Source organism: Anabaena sp. CCY 9402-a, assembly GCF_963920945.1.
GTDB classification, from domain to species: Bacteria; Cyanobacteriota; Cyanobacteriia; order Cyanobacteriales; family Nostocaceae; genus Trichormus; species Trichormus minutissimus.
On the sequence record NZ_CAWUDL010000031.1, the window covers coordinates 49649 to 68146 of the forward strand.

Sequence of the window (18498 nt, forward strand, 5' to 3'; positions counted from 1 at the left end):
TTGTTGATAATAAATTATAAAAAGTAAAAAGGTCACAAATATCATGCAAATAAATACAGAAAAATACGAATATTCTTACACAGATAGTAATGCCGAACATCATCATAGTTATTTGTTATCTCCACTTTTGGATTTGATAGCAGAGCAAAAAATCAACCCAAACCAAAAATTGAGAGTACTCGATTTGGGTTGTGGTAGCGGCAACCTGAGCCATAAAATTGCTCAACAAGGATATGAAGTGGTTGGAGTTGATGATTCACAATCAGGAATATTGTTAGCTAGTCAAAACTTTCCTGATTGTCGTTTCGTACAAGCAAGTATTTATAATTTGCCTGAAAACCATCTAAATCAGTCATTTGATATAGTTATTGCTGCGGAGGTAATTGAGCATCTATTGTACCCTAGAGAACTACTAAGGGCTGCTAAAAGATATTTGAAACCAGAAGGTCGTCTTATTATTACAACCCCCTACAATGGCTATTGGAAAAATTTAGCTATTGCTATTTTGGGCAAAATGGATTCTCACTATACTGTGCTATGGGATGGTGGGCATATTAAATTCTTTTCTGTAGTCACTCTCACCAAGCTACTAAAAGAGGAAGGATTTGATAGAACTATTTTCAAATTTAGTGGTAGATTACCCTATCTTTGGAAGTCTATGCTTTGTTCTAGTACTTTAGTTAAGAATTGATTCGATTTTAATAAGTTGCTTGATATATATGCTGGCAAAAATTACTCCACTTATTCTGACTTATAATGAAGAGCCTAACATTGCTCGTACACTTGAACAACTCACTTGGGCTACAAGAATTGTTGTTATCGATAGTTATAGCACCGACGAAACTTTAAGTATTCTCCACTCTTATCCTCAAGTGGAAATATTTCAAAGAAAATTTGATTCTTTTGCATCGCAGTGTAACTATGGGCTAGAAAGAATTACAAGTGAATGGGTACTGTCGTTAGATGCAGATTATATTGTCACAAATGAATTAATTGATGAACTTAAAGTATTGACAACAGAAGCTGGCATAAATAGCTACAAAGTCAGATTTAAATATTGTGTCTTTGGTAAACCTTTGCGTGGTACTCTCCTGCCACCGCGTAAGGTAATCTACAGAAGAGATAAGGCAATTTATAAAGATGATGGACACGCTCACCGAGTTTATGTAGAAGGCAATTCTGGGATGTTTTCTGGGTACATTCACCACGATGATCGCAAACCTTTAAGCCGTTGGTTATGGGCGCAGGATCGTTATATGCTACTGGAAGTCAATAAACTATTAGAAACTCCTAACAATGAACTGAGCAAAGGCGATCGCATCCGCAGACAAAAGATTCTTGCTCCTTTTATTATCCTGTTTTATTGTTTAATTTTAAAAGGAGGAATCTTAGATGGATGGGCAGGGTGGTATTATGCTTTACAGCGAATGCTAGCCGAAATCATATTATCAATCCGCTTAATTGAATATGAAAAATTTTATCATAATCAAAATTTTAAAAGCTGATGAATAAAAGATTCATAAAATCCCGTCAATTTAGAATAATTATTTCTATAATCGTTACTTTAGTAACTAGTGAAATTACTTTAAGATTTTTATTGGGGCTAGGTCATCCTGTTTTAAGCCAAGCAGATAATTACACAGGCTACCGTTTTCAACCAAACCAACAAATATTTCGCTTTGGCAAAATTATTAAATATAATCAATATTCTCAGCGTTCTGCACCCATTACACCACAAAAGCCTCAAGGGAAGTTCAGGATTTTAATGCTCGGAGATTCGGTTCTCAATGGAGGTAATCCTACAGACCAGAAACAAATAATTACTGAATTATTAAAAACCAAAATACAAACTTCAGAACAATTAGCTGAAGTCTTAAATGCTTCTGCTGGTTCTTGGGGAATTGGTAATCAATTAGGGTATTTAAAAAAATTTGGTACTTTTGAGAGCGATATAATAATTATGCAAATTGGTACGCACGATATTACTCAACCAACTAGTACAAGCGAACGTATTGGACTTGATCCCAACTACCCAGAACATCCTCCATTATTAGCAATTCAAGAAGCTTTGACTCGATATATAATACCCAGATTACTTGGAGATTTGAACTTAAATCCGGTTTCTAACAAAGAGATTCCTCAAATTGAAATAATGCAAAAAGATCAACAATTTCAGGAAAACATGAAAAGTCTTACAATGGCAGTAAATATTGTGCGAGAGAAACAGATACCTATTTACGTACTGTTTACGCCTAATCGTGATGACTTAATTCCTCAACCTATAACTCCACCCCATAAACAAGAATTTATGCAAGTGCTTAAGTCTCTGCAAGTACCGTTGTTTGATACTTACGAAGCTTGGTCTAAGCTACCTACAAATGTTGTTAATGGCTACTACAGAGACGAAGTTCATTTAAATGAAAAAGGTAACGAGTCTGTTGCTACTTTAATTTACAAACAACTTTGTAGTCAAAAAAAAATTCAAGGTTGTTCTTTGTAACCATCTATCAAATAAAGTTTTTTATCAAGGAATTAGTTCACTGAAAAAACGCTTATATAGCCAATGTAAAAAATATTTAATACGTGCTATTTTTAGTTTCATTCTTATTCTTATATTTTTCATACCTTTACGTTGGCGATCGCCTACCATCAGTCCCCTCAACCGCAAGCGATCCTCACCCTTGGTGGTTGGACAGATAGGGAAGAAGTGGCGGCTGAAATTTCCCGTTTGTATCCCTCTTTAAAAGTTTGGGTTTCTTCTGGGACTCCACCTCAATTAGTAAGACCCATTTTTCAAGCTGCGGGCGTTTTAGATAGCCGCCTGTATATAGATTACCGTGCTGTTGATACAGTGACTAATTTTACTACACTCATTCCAGATTTCAAAAAACACGGAATTCAGCATTTATTCCTGATTACCTCGGATTTCCATATGCCTAGAGCCAAGGCGATCGCTACCTTAATTCTTGGAAGCCAAGGTATTGCCTTTACTCCAATTTCCGTATCATCAGATCAATTCAAACAAGAAAGTATCGTTCCTAGTATTCGCGATCTAGGGCAATCTCTACTTTGAATTTGCACAGATTATACGACAGGTCATACGGCAGCTATCTATTAAGAATACAGCTATCTATTAAGAAGACAAATTCTTCGTCGGGTTCATAGGATCAATATCTATAAGGGTGCGTTGGATTTGACCATTTACAATTTTGAAAATATACATAGTCCCAGCTTTCCTTGCACGTAAAGTCTGAGTACCGAGTTTGTCATCAATTCTTACTCTCACATTTCGCTCATCACCTACATTAGCCCAAGCAATAACTAGCCAACGGTCTTCACCACGAATTTTACGTGCAAGCACGCGAGAGGTAGGCATCGTAGCACTCCAGTTACCAACTTGAACTTCCTGTGTCTCTCCTTCTGCTGGCAATTCCATTGCTGGCAATACTTGAGTTGAAGTTTTATAAGGATGCAGATTTGGGCCTGGCAGGAGGTCGCCGTTACGCAAGTACTCTTCTAAATGTGAGAATAGTGCATGAACATGACCTTGTATGGCATATTGCTGAATGAGTGTAGGAGTTGTCGTGCCGATGGCTCTATTGTGGTAAAGTGCGGTCCATATGGGGCCATTGCATATAAAATAACCACCCACAGACCCAATAGCACCCGCAGTGTAGTAAGCTTTCATCATACCCATAAACTCTTCTGGGGTGGAAATTTTGCGTCCTTCCCATCCCATGCTTACCCAAGGATAAGCGAACCTTTGCCCCAAACGGATCGCTCCAGAGATGTTGTTGAGTGCTTGTGTCAACGCATCATATGGTACTAGATTACCAGTTTGTATACCACTCCAGCCGGAGTTATGGAAATGATAGTACATCTCTGATGCTGTATAGTCAGAAACTAAAGGCTTGAAAGAGGAATTGAGAAAATGCTCGTACAGAAACATAGCATTTTGCCATCCACCCCAGCGCCCGCGCTCAGTACCATATTGGTCAGATCCAAACAAGGAGTAAACGGGTCTAGATTGTAATTGGCTAAATAATGCTTCTTTTATTAAGCTTTCGTGTCGAGCTTTGTTGTGAGACACATAATCATACCACCCTGTAAAACCAGAGTTATTAAAATCAGCTAGTACCGCCGCGTCTTGTCCCAAAAACTGCGCCATGTTTCGACCACCTAGGGATGCAGGAAGATCAAGCCCAGATTCACCTTCATTTAATATGACCTTTATTGGTTGCCCTGCATTTGTTTCAAATTTACTTATCCTTTGACCGAGATAATCACCAATAATTTTGAATGCCTCATCTGGTGCTGCTGGACTTACTATTGGATTTTGATGTTTACCCCTTAAAATGATATTTCCGTCTTTATCACGCAACCAAGTATTAGGAGGTAGAACCGGAAGTCCTACCACATCACCCTTATAGTTATTGTAGATTCTATATATACTTGCTTGATTTACCATCAGTTGATATCGCCCAGGATTAGCCCTTGCTACTTGGTCTAATTTCCTATCGCTGATCTCAAGTCCAAATCCCCAGTTACTAGCTAACTCAGTGTGAATATCTGGATGTAACCCACAATTTGATTGACCCAAAGGAAGCAGTAGTGTGGTGCCTTGTTTAAATTTGGGTCGAGGCATAGCCTTCAGATGATCTAAGGGAGTTGATTGCTCATTGATTTGGATAGTTTGAGCATATAGTGGGGCGTTAAAGGCCAAACTCAGCGTCATGCCGTAAATAAATGCTGAAGAAAGGGTTGAACTAATTGAACGTAGATGAAGCTTTTTCATTAAATGTCTCCTGATGATCTGGTAGTACTAATTTGACTGGTTCGTTTTTGCAACGCTTCAACTTGAAGGAGTTGACAATCTCTATGGAGTTTTGAGGTCTTAAAAGCCAACAAGATTTAGCCTGATTGAGAGGCTGTTTGAGAATTGTTGCTCCTGGATAGAAACTGCTAACAAGAAGTTAGAAACTTTGGTGCAGGGAAAAAATATTAAGAAAAGTTTAAGATCCCTAACCAAAATTATTTTGAGTGTAAGATTCGATTAACGGACTATATTTTCACGCAAACTTGACACCCCATAACATAAAAACTCTGGTAAAAAAGGGGTGTGGTGAATTTATAGAGAAAAGCGTTGCCAAGCAAACTATTACTCAATAGTTGCCTAATCTGTTAGCTACTTAGAATAATTTGGATAAGCCAGCAACAGCTTAGAGTATGATACACGCAGGTCTGGCAAATAGTTAGCTTTGCTCATTAGTATTTATACTCTTGTGTTGCTATATGAATAAGTTTTGCTTAACCCATAGCACATTTAGCTCCTTAGTGGTTGTAGCACAACAATTAATTATTTCATGCCTCTTGTTGGGATTCTTGGTTGCACTAATAGCTTAAAATTGCAAGTATTTTTGTTAACAACATCATGCAATTCAAGAATAAAATCGTTGGGTAGATGCCTTTAATTCGTATCATTGACGCTTATAAGTCTATTCTTGAAAAAAGTTAATGCCTTCAGTGGTGTTACTGAAATCAAATATTACATAAATACAATAAGTTTGTGAAAAAAATAAAGTCAATTAATCAAAAAAATACTATACATAATGCAGAGATATAAAGCGATCGCTACGATTAGATTTTAAAGATATCGCTTTTACTATATAGTCTCTAACAGCTACCAAGAATTGACCTACCATATTGCTTGTGATGTTTCGCTCCCTACTGTGGGTTTTCACAGGTTGTATGGGAGTCGATAGATCAGCCTGATTATAGGTAGTTGCTACTTTTTCCATTGCGATCGCACAGCCCTCTGACAATGTTGAATTTCCCTTGTTGATGACAGCTAATCACGGTAAAATTCTACAATCAAGTTTCAAAAATTGTCTTTCCCAATCCCTCAATGCACCTAGATAAATATACAGTCGGCAACTATACTCCTGGCGCATCCTTTTGGAAACAACTTTCGTGGTACTTTCTCGGATCACCTTTAGTAGAAAGCCGTTGGTTGCCCATTTCGGGCTTAAAAGTTTTGGTGCTACGTTGGTTTGGGGCAAAAATTGGTCAAGGTGTTCGCTTGAAGCCTGGAGTGCGCGTTAAGTTTCCTTGGCGGTTAACTGTCGGTGATTATGCGTGGATTGGTGAAGACGCTTGGATTGATAACCTCACTCATGTCACAATAGAAAGTCATGTTTGCATATCTCAAGGTGTGTATCTCTGCACCGGCAATCATGACTGGAATGACCTTAGTTTTAAATTAAAAATTGCTCCAATTCATATTCAAGAGGGTAGTTGGATTGCAGCTAAGTCAGTAATTGGCCCTGGGGTTATTGTTGGTAGAGGTGCTGTGTTAACTCTAGGTGGAGTGGCTGCTAAATCATTGGAGGCGATGACTATTTATGCAGGGAATCCGGCGCAACCAATTAAGGAAAGAAAGTTGTGATCATGAAAAATTGTAATACTAACCCACCACTAACAATAAGGCCGCATTGACCCATATGATGAATTTTATCTGGTTGTCCGTAGACTGAAAATCTACGGCTAAAGTTGTGATTACGAAAGGTGCATCGGTGAAGTTTTTATTGTATAGGTTGACAAAATATTGGTCTTACGCGTTGATAGGTTTTATCCTGTCTTTACTCTTGTTAATTCCCATTCGTTTAGCGATCGCCTACAACCAGACTCCTGAACCCCAAGCTATACTCTCTCTTGGTGGTGGGATGGAAAGGGAACAGGCGGCGGCGGAAATCGCCCGGTGGTATCCGGCTTTAAAGGTGTGGATTTCTTCTGGTGATTCACCTCGGCTAGTACGAAAGATTTTTGATGCTGAGGGTGTTTCGCGCCAGCGTGTTTATCTAGATTATCGTGCTGTTGATACCGTCACTAATTTTACTACCCTGGTTTCAGATTTCAAAAATCACGGTATCCAGCACCTATTTGTTATTACCTCGGATTTTCATATGCGTAGGGCTAAGGCGATCGCTTTTATTGTTTTAGGTAGTCAAGGTATTGCTTTTACCCCGGTGTCTGTAGCCTCGAATCGTCCTCAAGAACCTGATGAATTAATTGTTCGTGACGTTTTGCGTTCTTTACTGTGGATTTTCACAGGTAGGACAGGTGCAAGTTTCTCAGCTTAATTATTGTTAGTTGCTCAATCCATACAATTGAGATAAGCCCAACGGCCATCATTTTTTAGAGACGCGATGAATTGCGCCTAAAATACTAAATTTCTGCGGTGATATTCTTTGACTTCAGCTTATCAAACTTATGTAAGCGGATTTTTGCTGTGTGGTTGAGTGTCTAATTACCACCTTTCTCTTATATTTTCTTATACTCTTATTGTAAGACCTTCACAATTACTTGAAGTTATCTTTATACTGGCTTCAAACACAAGGGATAGTTTTAAGAAATAAGCCTAACAGAAGCGATTTGAGTGACTATTTGATCACTTTTGAATTTTCTTAATAGCAAATAGAAAATAAGTAATATTATTTTACCTATTCAACACTATAACCATACAAATATTTCATAAAGATTGTATGTAAATACGTTGATTTACCGTCAAGATAGTCGTATATTTATTACACGCTGTTCTTTCAGTTTTTGGTGAATTATGAAACATACTTCAGTTTTTTCTGCTCTGTTAGTAGGAGCTAGCGTTGCTGTTGTTACCTCTGCTGCACCCGCTCATGCTGTTAATATTGGTGTATGCAAAACCTCAGATGTTAATTATAATTTAAATGGTGGTGCGATTGATGCCACAGCTTGTACAGGTGAATTGGAAACCAATTCCACAGATTGGCCTTTTAATAACGATGTAACAGGATCTGGCGACCCATTATTGAGTAGATTGAATAATCTGTTTGGCACAAACTATAACTGGTCTTTTGTTCGCAAAGATGAACAGAATGGGAATCAAACAAATGTCGGTTTTGATGGTTTTTCTGCTGCGAAGACAGGAACTTGGAGTGCAAACCCAGCATTAATTGGACCCTTCGCCATCAGCTTGAAAGGCGGTACAGGATTTACCGTGTATCTGTTTGAAAACATCACCCAAGCTGTAACAAGCGGAACTTGGTCTACTCTCGGTATACTTAATAATGGGGGAAATCAACCTAATCTATCTCATATTTCTTTGTTCAAAGCGGAAGTTCCTTCCACACCAGTCCCCGAACCCATCACTATGTTTGGTATTGGCGTAGGTCTTGCAGGTGGCGGAATCTTGAAGCAGAAGTACGGCAAAAAGGCTAACAAAGAAAAAGTCACAGCTTAATCAAAAAACTGGTGACTTTAGTTAAGCCAAAAGTAAGGCTAGATTCTTGTAAGTGTGTGTAATTTGCCAAATAGACATCTTAATAATTAAGAAAAGTCCAGTTTGACATAAACCACTGGTATAAAAATTTGAGTGTGTTATCTATTTTTTCTTTAATTCCCCATAATCATAAAAAAGTTAACTATTCAATTTTATGATAACAATTCAGAACCCCGAATTCTTTAAGAATTCGGGGTTCTAGTTTTGCTTACCACCCCAGTATTGCTTGCTTTAAGTCCATCTTTTGAAGGGGGATGTAGAGGGATATAAAAGTATTTGTTACATCACTAAAGATTTTTGAAAAATTATCTTAACTTGCTTATAAATTTCCAGTAGTGAAGTTTATAAACCAACAGTTGTTTTGCTAAATGTTGGGTTTTCTTACGTCAACCCAACCTACTATTACTTAATTTTTGAGGACTAAAGTCCTGACTACAAACTTAATAGGCTTTTTTCCTCGCCCAAGATGTTCCCTTCCAAAAGGTGAAAAACAAAACCGCAGAAATTAAAGCACCTAAGTTCCATTTCACAGAAGTTCTAAATAAAGCCAAGCGACCAGTAGACTTTCTTGTTTCCACTTCCGTTTTTAATTGCTGCTTGGATTCATTAATTCTTAAAAGGATTTGGTCTTTAATTGCTTCAGGTTTTTGACCATCTAATGATCTACCTTGGCTTTTTAAGAGATTTTCTATCTCTGTAGGGGTAGTTTTACTTAGACGCTCTTGTATCTGTTGTGCTTGGGTTAATTGCTGGTTATACTGGGTAGTAATTTGATTAGTATTATTGTTATATAACCGCATTGTATTCATAACTCCCACAGGAATTAGCAGTATAAACAATAATGCCACTAACAAAGTTAAGTAAGATAAAAAGGGTAACAACAGGCGTAGTTCCCATTTAGCTCGCTTTTCTAGTTTCCCTAAAAAGACAAACACCAGCGCAATCAAAGGTACGGCTACTCGTTCTACTATTTTCCCCATTGTTTGAAATTCCCAATTAGGATTCATAAAATTGGTTGGGATAAATGTCTCAATTAGATCAAACAATGCCAATACCAGCATACCATAACCAATTAACCGACACACACCTAGAAATTCTAGTGAAGAATCTATCGACTTGACAGAGTTCTGTAATTTGGAAATCTCTGTGTCTATTACTTTGGAAATATCAAAATCAGTCATAACTTTACGTAGTATTAAACGATTTGTACTAAATGAAAATCAAGGTTTGGGAAATTGAGGTTGCCACCATTGATACCACGAAACCCAAGCTTTTTCTAAAATTTCGTAGTTACTTTCTGGTGAGGAATTCCCCAAAGGTATAGACAAATGTGACCAAAGGCAACGCTTGTCTATAAGTGCTTCCTGCCCTTGTAATACAGGCAGTAAACGAGCAAAACTAATATCTTTGAGATATCTATTCTGCCTATACTGTGGGTGAGTGAAGGTACTACCACCTTGTGGATTAATACAAGCACTGAGATATGCTTGTTGTTTGTCTACCCCAACACCGTAATAGCCTACACCTTCTTGGTAACGCACAATAGTTGAGGGTTTAATGGGAGTATATTTCTTCATCAAGGCATTGACATCTGCATGATATAAATTCTGCAAATAACGCATTTCTATATCTAATGTGAGGTCATTTTTTGTATATTGATAACTCCTTTGAGATAAAAGCTGTTGATACTTTTGTATAGGCGGGTCTATAGCACGAGAGGATTTTAACTGCCATTGCGGTAAAGCTACTGCTTCGGGAAAACTAAACGCCCTATTTTGCGGGTTTCCTAGGTTGGGGAATATAATTAGTAATCCCGAAACTAATATTCCTGCGCTAAAAGTTAAAGTTAAAAAATGGATGCGGAAAAATTTCCAGTACATTACCTTTAATTATCTGTAATTTGTTGAATTTTGCGTTGATTCCTGCTGAGTAAAAACCAACAGAAACAACAAAAAATAAAAGCGGTAATCATGGAAAATATGAGTGAGCCATCACCTTGATGCCAGTAGTCAAATGCTTGTTTATCACCTTCTGCTACTAAAACAGCCATAAGACAAACTCGTATTCCATTGATAATAAATGCTAATATAGCAGCTACAGATGGTACGACAATTTTTTGCTTCCAAGTTAAGTCAAACATGAAAAGAAAGAGAACTGCTAAACTCAAAGTATCTAAAATTAGAACCATCCCAGAGCAGCCACTATATACTTCTACAGAGCCAGTTGGTAGATTCAGAAGAACGCCAGAACGACTGACATCAAAGCCTGTATACCACAGTAATAGATAAGAAAATTTTGCGGTAATCAAGGATATATCAATTCTCTGAATAAAAGGTATCAATGTGCGTAAACTGAAAAAGCATATTGTCAATAATTCTAACCAATATTGCTTTAATCCTGGAAAACCAGAAGCTATTAGAGCTAGAGAAAAAGCAGATATTAAAGGCGAGAGTGCTAATAGAATAGTAAAATTTATTTGATATATACTATTAATAAACACCAATATCAAAAGCAAGAAGCCTAAAATACTAGAAAATAATCCACTTTCTAAATTCAAACTATGACGTTTTTCTTTCAACAGAGACCATACATTAGCACCAAATAGAAAAAATAGACAAACACTGACAATATCTTCGTCTCTCCAAAATAGGGTGAGGTGTATAGCCATTAAACTTCCGCCTATTCCTATTAATAGGGATTCGGGAAATTTAGTTAATATATTTGTTATTTTTTTGGTGTGTTCCATTTCAACTTAGCAATAGCTACTTGTTAAAAATTATGATATTCAGAGTCTAGGAATTAGAGGATGTTTTAAAAGCCTTTGGCGATGTATCAAATACTTTGAGATCCTCCTAAATCCACGCCACTTGCTTCTCTTCTCTACGAGAGGCTACGCCAACGAGACGCTTCGCGAACAAGTCGGCAAAGCCGCACAACGCAGTGGCTTCCCTTAAAAAGGGGGACTTTGATTCAGTTTCCCCCCTTTTAAAGGGAGGCTAGGGGGGATCGATAGGTACTTAAAATCACAGCTAACCAATTTTCAAACAACCTCTTAAACGTAATGCGATCGCTACGGTGGGAGGAACGTCAATCTACGTTCCCTGCGGGATGCTCACAAAGGCGTAGCGTGTACCAGACAGAGGCTGCGCCAACCCCTACAATGGGTATCAACCAATCGCACGCAATATTACAGATGTGGATATAATTTTGAACTTGGAACACACTAGACGCAATCAACCCGTAATGAAAACAAAAGCATATTTTTGGCTTAACTACTTAAACTAAATCCTACATCAGTAGATTTCGTTTAAGTAGATTTGCTTTGAATTTATGTAACATCTTCAATATAATCATAATTTCAACACTGCATCAGTAAAATTTCGGTGAAATATTATTTTTTTATTTTAAAGGGCTAGTGTAAGAAGACACAAAATCAAACAGAGAAGCCTTGATATATCAAAGAGTGGAGGTAAATTGTACTGGTGAGTTATTTTCACCACGCTGTAGCAACACGGTTCAAAAAAATTGATCAGAGTTCAACAACCAAAATTTATCTAGTTTGGGCTGGAATTACTGGTAACTTTGGTGTTTCCTGCTCTAACTGTTGTTGCAATTGTGCTTGAGCAATGGTTTGATTGGTCTGTGCTAGGGTATTTTGTGGATCTAGTTTTAAGGTAGCTTCAAAAGCTGCGATCGCATCTGGTAATTTACCCACTTTTAATAAGGCTATTCCCTTACCTAGCAGGATATTAGCATCATTGGGTGTAAGTGTATCAGCGCGGTTATAAGCAGTGATGGCTTCTTCGTAGCGTCTTAAATTTAAGAGTACCACCCCGCGATTGTACCATCCTGGGGATAATTCAGGGTTAATACCAATGGCGCGATCAGCTGAAGCTAAAGCCTCTTGATTGCGTGATAAATGCCATAATACGACACTCCGATTAGCCCAGATATTAGCTATCAGTGTATTCTCGCTTGATTTACCATTTTCTATGGCTTGATTGTATGCTGCCAATGCTTGTGGATAGCGTTCTAATGACTTGAGGATTCTACCTTTATTAAACCAAGCTTGGGCATATTTGGGGTTAATTGTGGTGGCGCGATCGCTGCTAGCCATTGCTTCGGAATATCTACCTAAATACCATTGACTAACGGCGCGATTATTCCAGGCTTCGGCTTGGTTGGGATTCAAGGCGATCGCACGATCAATTGATGCTAATCCTTCTTCATAGTTTCCCATTCCGGCTAAAGCTATTCCTCGCTGTTCCCAAGCTAAGGCGGGACTCATATCACCCCATCGATTATCACCTTGGATAGCTTGTTCGCTAGCTGTTTGGGCTTCTTTATATTTGCCTAATTTGTTCAATGTGGCACTTTGATTTGCTAATGCTAAAGAATAATTAGGGCTTAACTTTACGGCAAATTCAAAGGAAACGCTGGCTTGTGCTGGTTTCCCTACTGCGGCTAAAGCTTGTCCGTGGGTAATCCAGATATCTACATCTTTGGGATTTATGGCAATGGCTTGATCAAATGAGGCGATCGCTTCTTCTATTTGACCATTTTTTTGCTGTGCTAAACCCTTAGCATACCAAGCAATGGCCGGGGAACTATCACCCCAATTACTATTAGCTTTAATGGCTGCATCACAAGCGGCGATCGCTTCATATAATCTACCTAAATTTGTTAAAGCTTGGCAGTTACCAACTAAAGCTAAGGAATTTTGCTTATCAATATCTAATGCTCGATTAAATGAGGTGATAGCTTCGTTAAATTGTCCTAATTTACTTTCAGATAAGCCTTTATTGTACCATGCTAATACTGCTGTTCCATCACCCCAATTCCCATCGGCACGCAAGGCTAAATCACAGGCGGCGTTAGCTTCAGGATATTTATATAAGTTAAATAATGCTTGACAGCGTTGGGCTATGGCTAAAGAATATTTGGGTTGCAGACGTAAGGCACGTTCGGCTGAGACTAAAGCTTCAGTATATTTTGCTTGTTTGATTAAGATTTCTGTCCGTTCTACCCAAATGTCGGCATTTTCTGGTTTAAGTGCAATGGCTTGATTGCAAGCTGCGATCGCTTCTTCGTATTTTTTTTCTTCTCCTAGTAATCTACAAAAACTTGCCCAGTAATCAAAGTCTTTAATTTCTAGCTTCTCTTGAGCTAGTAAGGTTTTGGGGACTAGCCAAGTGGTAATTAAAAAGGTGAATATTAGTAATACTTTCTGGAACGCAAAGTAACGCGGAGGTTTCCGCAAAGTAACGCGGAGGGTTAATGAAGGTTTTTGTGTTTGGGGAAATTTGGAAGTTAATATCCGCCGCTTTTTGGTTTTGGCGAAGAAGTTTTGCATATAAATTATGAAAATTTAAATTTGGTGAATTTTCTTTAACAGATAGTTGAGATGAAAACCAATACGAATAGAAATATAGCAAAATTTAGGAACTTATTGAGTGTATGCAAATATTTGCAAACATCAACTATCACTATACCTAGATCATGACACAATGCAGCCAACTAGTTATAAGCATTGAGTGAATCGAAATTTTTAGTAAAAACAATTTATGCAGCCAGTAATTTCTATTATTATTCCAGTGTATAATCGGGAGCATTACCTTGGTGCTGCTATTGCCAGTGTTTTAGCTCAAACTCGGCAAGATTTTGAACTGCTAATTTGGGATGATGGTTCTACTGATAATTCCGCAGAGATTGCCCGTGAGTGTGAAAAACGTGATCATCGAGTGCGGGTGGTGGTGGCGCAAAATCAAGGGACGACAAGGGCTTTAAAGGCTGCGATCGCCCAAACTTGTGGTAAGTATATTGGTTGGGTAGATAGTGATGATTTGTTAGCACCGACAGCATTACAAGAAACATCTGCGGTGTTAGATGCAGAATCAGATATTGGTTGGGTGTATACCGATTATTTAGATATTGATGCTCACAATCATATTCTCGGCTATGGTTATCGTTGTCTAATACCATATAACCGAGAAGAAATATTAAATAAATTTATGACGTTTCACTTCCGGCTAATCAGGCGAGAAGTGTTTGAGTTAGCGGGTGGGATTGATGAGTCTTTGAAATATGTGGAAGACTATGATTTATGCTTGCGTCTTGCAGAAGTTGCTCAAGTTAAGCATATTTTTCAGCCACTTTATTATTATCGCACTCATGCTGATAATGTATCTAGCAAATATACACAATTGCAGGCTAAATTTGCTCATCAAGCTGTGAAGAAAGCGCAAAAAAGGCGAAATTCACACGTTAAACAAACAAGTCTAGCTAGTGCTTGTTTATTGTTGGGTTTATTTCCTAATTTGGCACAAGCACAATCAATTAACCCGGCTTATGATGGCACTGGTACTATTGTTAATACTCAAGGTAATAATATTGATATTAGCGGCGGGAGTTTGAGTAGCGATCGCGCTAATCTTTTTCATAGTTTCTTACAGTTTGGTCTGGATGCCAATCAAACAGCTAACTTTCTTTCTCAGCCATCAATTCAAAATATTTTAGGACGTGTCACTGGTAGCGATGCTTCCTTTATTAATGGACTAATTAAAGTCACTGGCGGTAACTCTAATTTATATTTAATCAATCCCAATGGGATTATTTTTGGTAATAATGCAAGTTTGAATGTTCCAGCATCGTTTACAGCAACTACCTCTAACCGTATTGGTTTTGGTGATAGTTATTTTCATGCTCATGGCTGGAATAATTATGCTGCACTCATTGGTATACCTAATAGCTTTGTATTTGATGCAAACTCTACTAGTGCAATTTTTAATGCTGGGAATCTCACCGTTTCACAAGGAAGTAACTTAACTTTATTAGGTGGTAGTGTCGCCAGCACTGGAAAACTTTCTGCACCGGGGGGTAATATTACCATCGCTAGTGTTCCTGGTTCTAGCTTAGTTCGTTTGAGCATTCCTGGCAATCTATTAAGTCTAGAATTTATTAATACATCTAATATTAAGGACAATTCACCTAGTTCTCTCCCCAAACTGCTGACTGGTGGCGGCGGGAATAATGCTACAGAATTAATAGTTAATAATAATGGCGAAGTAGAACTAGCTGGTTCTGGTTTGCAAGTTAATCATGGTGATGTGGTAGTTAAGCACGCAAATGCTGATCAAGTTAATCTCTATGCTAACCAGAATTTAATTTTACCTGAAAGCAAAATTACCACGACTGGCGACTTAAATTTAATAGCTAAAAATACTTTGCAAGTCCGTGATACTAAAGTTAACAACGTTTCCATTATTGCTGGAAAAAATCTTTATCTCCAAGGTAATCAAGGTATTGATATTTTAGCAATTAATCATATTAATAGAACAAGTTTTATTAGCGGTGGTAATTTAACTTTAGTCAGTAATGGTAAAATTTCTCTAGATACTCACTTCGCCAGTGGTGGTAAGTTTTCTATTCTCAACAGTCTGGGGAATAGGGGTAGTTTTATCAGTCTTTATGACCCCATAATTAGTGCAAATGGAGATGTTACCTTTGGTGATTATATCGGTCCAGCTTTAAAAGTAGAATCTACAGGTAGTATTACTGGCGGTGATATTACAATTACTGGGGCAGATTTTACACTTTGTCCTATTTATACTACTTGTTCAGGAGATATAGCTATTTTAGCGAATGAGCCGGCTTTAATTTTAAGAGCCGGTTTGAGTGTGTTAGAATCTACAGCTAACATTCCTCCAGATACTACAGAATCAGCAACTGTTTTTAGTACCACAGGAGTTGCATCGACGCCTGCAAATATCCAAGTTGGAAATATTGATACTAGTGATCCTATTTTTGGTTTTGCCGGACGAGTTATTTTACAATCATTGAGTGGCGATATTACAACAGGTGATATTAATTCCTCAGCTATCAATCCAGAATCTAGTAATGCGAGTGCTGGTTCAATTAATATCAACACAACAGGAAATATTATTATAGGTAGGATTGATGCTTTCGCTTTCAGTGCTTACGGTAGTGTGGCCGGAGATGTAGATTTAAATGCAGGCAAAAATATTACTTTTGGCAGTATTAACACAAACGCCAGTGTTCCTAGTTTTGGTAATGCTGAAGCAGGTGATGTGAATATTCTCGCCAATGGAGTTGTGAGGGGATTAGCAGAGGTTTTAATTAACAGTACACCTACGGGAGATACAATCTTTACTGCTGGAGATAATATATCAGGTATTGTCACGATTCAACATGATGGCGGGACCGATAATGTGCCATTTATAGTTGGTGATGCTAATCAAAATGGTACTAAGGCAAGTATTAACACAGGCATTTCTCAAATTACACCAACTTCACCAGTTAATACATTCCCGGTTCTAGAAAATGGGGGACTGGCTAGTGATACTCCCAGTGATATATCGATTAATTCTATTAATAGTCCACCTACATTAACAGCAAATAATAATATACCAACAACTCAAGAAAATCAGTCGGTGACATTTAATCTTAGTGATTTAAATGTGGGAAAAAATGATGTGAATCAAGATAACCTCACCACAACATTTACAGAATTAAAAAGTGGTACTTTAACACTACAAGATGGTACACCAGTTACACCAGGAACATTACTTCCGTCGGATACAATTTTAGTCTACACACCACCAACAGATACTACTGGTAATATTACAGCTTTTAGTATTACAGCTAGCGATCGCGTCTCTTTTTCATCCCCCCAAGATATAATTATTCAGGTTACGCCAACACCGCCACCAATAGAACCAATAGAACCAACAATTCCCGATAATTCTCCTAACCCCCATATCCTAGAAAAGATTGGCAATCCTATTCAAACTACCGTCATTACCAAAGTTGTAGTTGATAAAATTATCCTGGAAATTGACGAAAAGTTTACGGACAGAGTTCAGCAATATTTAGGAAGAACTACTCTACCCAAAATTGCCACGACAAACACAGCCCAGAGTATCTTACAAGATATTGAAAGTGCCACAGGGGTAAAACCTGCACTGATATACGTCAGTTTTGTCCCCAAGATGGCTGCTACATCTAATCAAGTAACCAAGACAAAAGCACTAGATATCATCTCTCCAGACGATCGCCTAGAATTAGTCGTAGTTACTGCCAAGGGTACACCAGTCCGCAAAGTTTTACCCATCACGCGATCGCAAATTTTAGCAATTTCTCGAACTTTCAAAAGCCGCGTGACAGATCCCGCCTTGCGGAAAGACTATATAGATTCAGCCAAACAACTATATGACTTGTTAATTAAACCCATCGAGAGTGATTTAACAGCCAGCGAAATTCAAAACCTAGTATTTATTATGGATAGCGGATTGCGATCGCTACCCATCGCCGCCCTTTATGATGGTAAACAATATTTAGTCGAAAAATACAGTGTCGGTTTAATGCCTAGTCTCAGCCTCACCGATACCCGATATGTCGATATTAGAAAAGCCGAAGTCTTGAGTATGGGTGCATCTCAATTCACCAACCAGCAGCCCTTACCAGCCGTACCCACAGAACTAAAAGCCATTACACCGCGCCTGTGGCCTGGTAAATCCTTCCTCAACGAATCTTTTACCCTGAAAAATCTCCAAAACCAACGTCAGCAGACACCCTTTGGGATTATCCACCTCGCCACCCACGGCGAATTTAGACCCGGTGCGCCCAGTAACTCCTACATTCAACTCTGGGACACTCAATTACAAATGGATCAAATTCGCAGACTCGGTTGGAATAATCCACCTGTAGAATTAGTAGTATTGAGTGCTTGTCGCACCGCCCTCGGAGATGAAGACGCAGAGTTAGGTTTTGCCGGTTTTGCTGTCCAAGCTGGTGCAAAGTCAGCCTTAGCAAGTTTATGGTATGTCTCCGATGAAGGTACATTAGGCTTCATCAGTGAATTTTACGATCGCTTAAAAACAGCCCCCATCAAAGCCGAAGCCCTCCGCCAAGCCCAGGTAGCAGCCCTCAAAGGTGAGATACGTCTAGAAGATGGGAGGCTAGAAACTACTAGAGGTAATGTAACTTTGCCCCCTGTTCTAGCTAAACTTGGGAATAGAAATATCAGCCATCCTTATTTTTGGTCTGCATTCACCATGATTGGTAATCCTTGGTAAAGTATAGGACTTCTTGTTTGTATGCAATACACTCTAACCTCTCTCCTTGTAGGCTACGGTGTACACACAAGTCCAAGTAAAGTAATAACA

14 protein-coding genes are annotated in these 18498 nt (G+C 38.3%); 8 read left to right on the forward strand and 6 right to left on the reverse strand.

All coding sequences use genetic code 11. From position 1 onward, the window contains the following. The first annotated feature begins 43 nt into the window (after positions 1-43). The 4 genes from ACM0OR_RS13485 to ACM0OR_RS13500 all read left to right on the forward strand — a co-directional run bounded on the left by ACM0OR_RS13485 (position 44) and on the right by ACM0OR_RS13500 (position 3073). Entirely contained in the window at positions 44-691 is a 648-nt protein-coding gene (locus tag ACM0OR_RS13485; RefSeq protein ID WP_414576686.1) for a class I SAM-dependent methyltransferase, read from the forward strand. Positions 692-719: 28 nt separating this feature from the next. Continuing rightward, positions 720-1505, forward strand: coding sequence for a glycosyltransferase family 2 protein (locus tag ACM0OR_RS13490; protein ID WP_414576687.1), 786 nt, complete (start codon positions 720-722; stop codon positions 1503-1505). Continuing rightward, positions 1505-2500 carry an SGNH/GDSL hydrolase family protein gene (locus tag ACM0OR_RS13495; protein WP_414576689.1) on the forward strand — a complete coding sequence of 332 codons (996 nt, stop codon included), beginning with the start codon at positions 1505-1507 and terminating at the stop codon, positions 2498-2500. The genes ACM0OR_RS13490 and ACM0OR_RS13495 overlap by 1 nt, the downstream gene beginning before the upstream one ends. Before the next feature lie 132 nt (positions 2501-2632). Continuing rightward, positions 2633-3073: a YdcF family protein gene (locus tag ACM0OR_RS13500; protein ID WP_414576691.1), complete on the forward strand. Its 441-nt coding sequence runs from the start codon at positions 2633-2635 to the stop codon at positions 3071-3073. A 60-nt stretch (positions 3074-3133) separates the two neighbouring features. On the opposite strand, the gene ACM0OR_RS13505 is transcribed toward ACM0OR_RS13500, so the two are convergent. Continuing rightward, positions 3134-4795, reverse strand: coding sequence for a hypothetical protein (locus ACM0OR_RS13505; RefSeq protein ID WP_414576692.1), 1662 nt, complete (start codon positions 4793-4795; stop codon positions 3134-3136). An 805-nt stretch (positions 4796-5600) separates the two neighbouring features. Further along, positions 5601-5822: a hypothetical protein gene (locus ACM0OR_RS13510; protein WP_414576694.1), complete on the reverse strand. Its 222-nt coding sequence runs from the start codon at positions 5820-5822 to the stop codon at positions 5601-5603. A gap of 83 nt (positions 5823-5905) precedes the next feature. On the opposite strand from ACM0OR_RS13510, the gene ACM0OR_RS13515 reads away from it, so the two are divergent. From ACM0OR_RS13515 to ACM0OR_RS13525, 3 genes are all read left to right on the forward strand, one after another. After that, the gene (locus ACM0OR_RS13515) at positions 5906-6445 is read left to right on the forward strand and encodes a WcaF family extracellular polysaccharide biosynthesis acetyltransferase (RefSeq protein ID WP_414576696.1); all 540 of its coding nucleotides are present in this window, start codon (positions 5906-5908) and stop codon (positions 6443-6445) included. Positions 6446-6551: 106 nt separating this feature from the next. Next, positions 6552-7139 (forward strand): YdcF family protein, encoded by a 588-nt coding sequence (locus ACM0OR_RS13520; protein ID WP_414576698.1) that lies wholly within the window; start codon positions 6552-6554, stop codon positions 7137-7139. A 476-nt stretch (positions 7140-7615) separates the two neighbouring features. Then, positions 7616-8275, forward strand: a complete 660-nt coding sequence (locus ACM0OR_RS13525) for a PEP-CTERM sorting domain-containing protein (RefSeq protein ID WP_414576699.1) — start codon at positions 7616-7618, stop codon at positions 8273-8275. A gap of 479 nt (positions 8276-8754) precedes the next feature. On the opposite strand, the gene ACM0OR_RS13530 is transcribed toward ACM0OR_RS13525, so the two are convergent. The 4 genes from ACM0OR_RS13530 to ACM0OR_RS13545 form a co-directional block, all read right to left on the reverse strand. Beyond that, complete coding sequence (locus tag ACM0OR_RS13530; protein WP_414576700.1) at positions 8755-9495, reverse strand: HpsJ family protein; 741 nt, start codon at positions 9493-9495, stop codon at positions 8755-8757. Between the two features lie 39 nt (positions 9496-9534). Next, positions 9535-10194: a cyanoexosortase A system-associated protein gene (locus tag ACM0OR_RS13535; RefSeq protein ID WP_414576701.1), complete on the reverse strand. Its 660-nt coding sequence runs from the start codon at positions 10192-10194 to the stop codon at positions 9535-9537. A gap of 5 nt (positions 10195-10199) precedes the next feature. Continuing rightward, positions 10200-11060 carry a cyanoexosortase A gene (crtA, locus tag ACM0OR_RS13540; RefSeq protein ID WP_414576703.1) on the reverse strand — a complete coding sequence of 287 codons (861 nt, stop codon included), beginning with the start codon at positions 11058-11060 and terminating at the stop codon, positions 10200-10202. Positions 11061-11864: 804 nt separating this feature from the next. Continuing rightward, a complete protein-coding gene (locus ACM0OR_RS13545; RefSeq protein WP_414576705.1) occupies positions 11865-13667 on the reverse strand; it encodes a tetratricopeptide repeat protein in 1803 nt (600 codons plus the stop codon). A 211-nt stretch (positions 13668-13878) separates the two neighbouring features. Between ACM0OR_RS13545 and ACM0OR_RS13550 the strand changes: the two genes are divergently transcribed. Continuing rightward, a complete protein-coding gene (locus tag ACM0OR_RS13550) occupies positions 13879-18408 on the forward strand; it encodes a CHAT domain-containing protein (protein WP_414576707.1) in 4530 nt (1509 codons plus the stop codon). Positions 18409-18498: the final 90 nt, after the last annotated feature.

Excerpts from the sequence above, each read along its gene's own strand:
- ACM0OR_RS13485 (WP_414576686.1), top strand. The coding sequence starts at position 44 with ATGCAAATAAATACAGAAAAATACGAATATTCTTACACAGATAGTAAT.
- ACM0OR_RS13490 (WP_414576687.1), top strand. The coding sequence starts at position 720 with ATGCTGGCAAAAATTACTCCACTTATTCTGACTTATAATGAAGAGCCT.
- ACM0OR_RS13495 (WP_414576689.1), top strand. The coding sequence starts at position 1,505 with ATGAATAAAAGATTCATAAAATCCCGTCAATTTAGAATAATTATTTCT.
- ACM0OR_RS13505 (WP_414576692.1), bottom strand. The coding sequence starts at position 4,795 with ATGAAAAAGCTTCATCTACGTTCAATTAGTTCAACCCTTTCTTCAGCA.
- ACM0OR_RS13515 (WP_414576696.1), top strand. The coding sequence starts at position 5,906 with ATGCACCTAGATAAATATACAGTCGGCAACTATACTCCTGGCGCATCC.
- ACM0OR_RS13525 (WP_414576699.1), top strand. The coding sequence starts at position 7,616 with ATGAAACATACTTCAGTTTTTTCTGCTCTGTTAGTAGGAGCTAGCGTT.
- ACM0OR_RS13530 (WP_414576700.1), bottom strand. The coding sequence starts at position 9,495 with ATGACTGATTTTGATATTTCCAAAGTAATAGACACAGAGATTTCCAAA.
- ACM0OR_RS13535 (WP_414576701.1), bottom strand. The coding sequence starts at position 10,194 with ATGTACTGGAAATTTTTCCGCATCCATTTTTTAACTTTAACTTTTAGC.
- crtA (WP_414576703.1), bottom strand. The coding sequence starts at position 11,060 with ATGGAACACACCAAAAAAATAACAAATATATTAACTAAATTTCCCGAA.
- ACM0OR_RS13545 (WP_414576705.1), bottom strand. The coding sequence starts at position 13,667 with ATGCAAAACTTCTTCGCCAAAACCAAAAAGCGGCGGATATTAACTTCC.
- ACM0OR_RS13550 (WP_414576707.1), top strand. The coding sequence starts at position 13,879 with ATGCAGCCAGTAATTTCTATTATTATTCCAGTGTATAATCGGGAGCAT.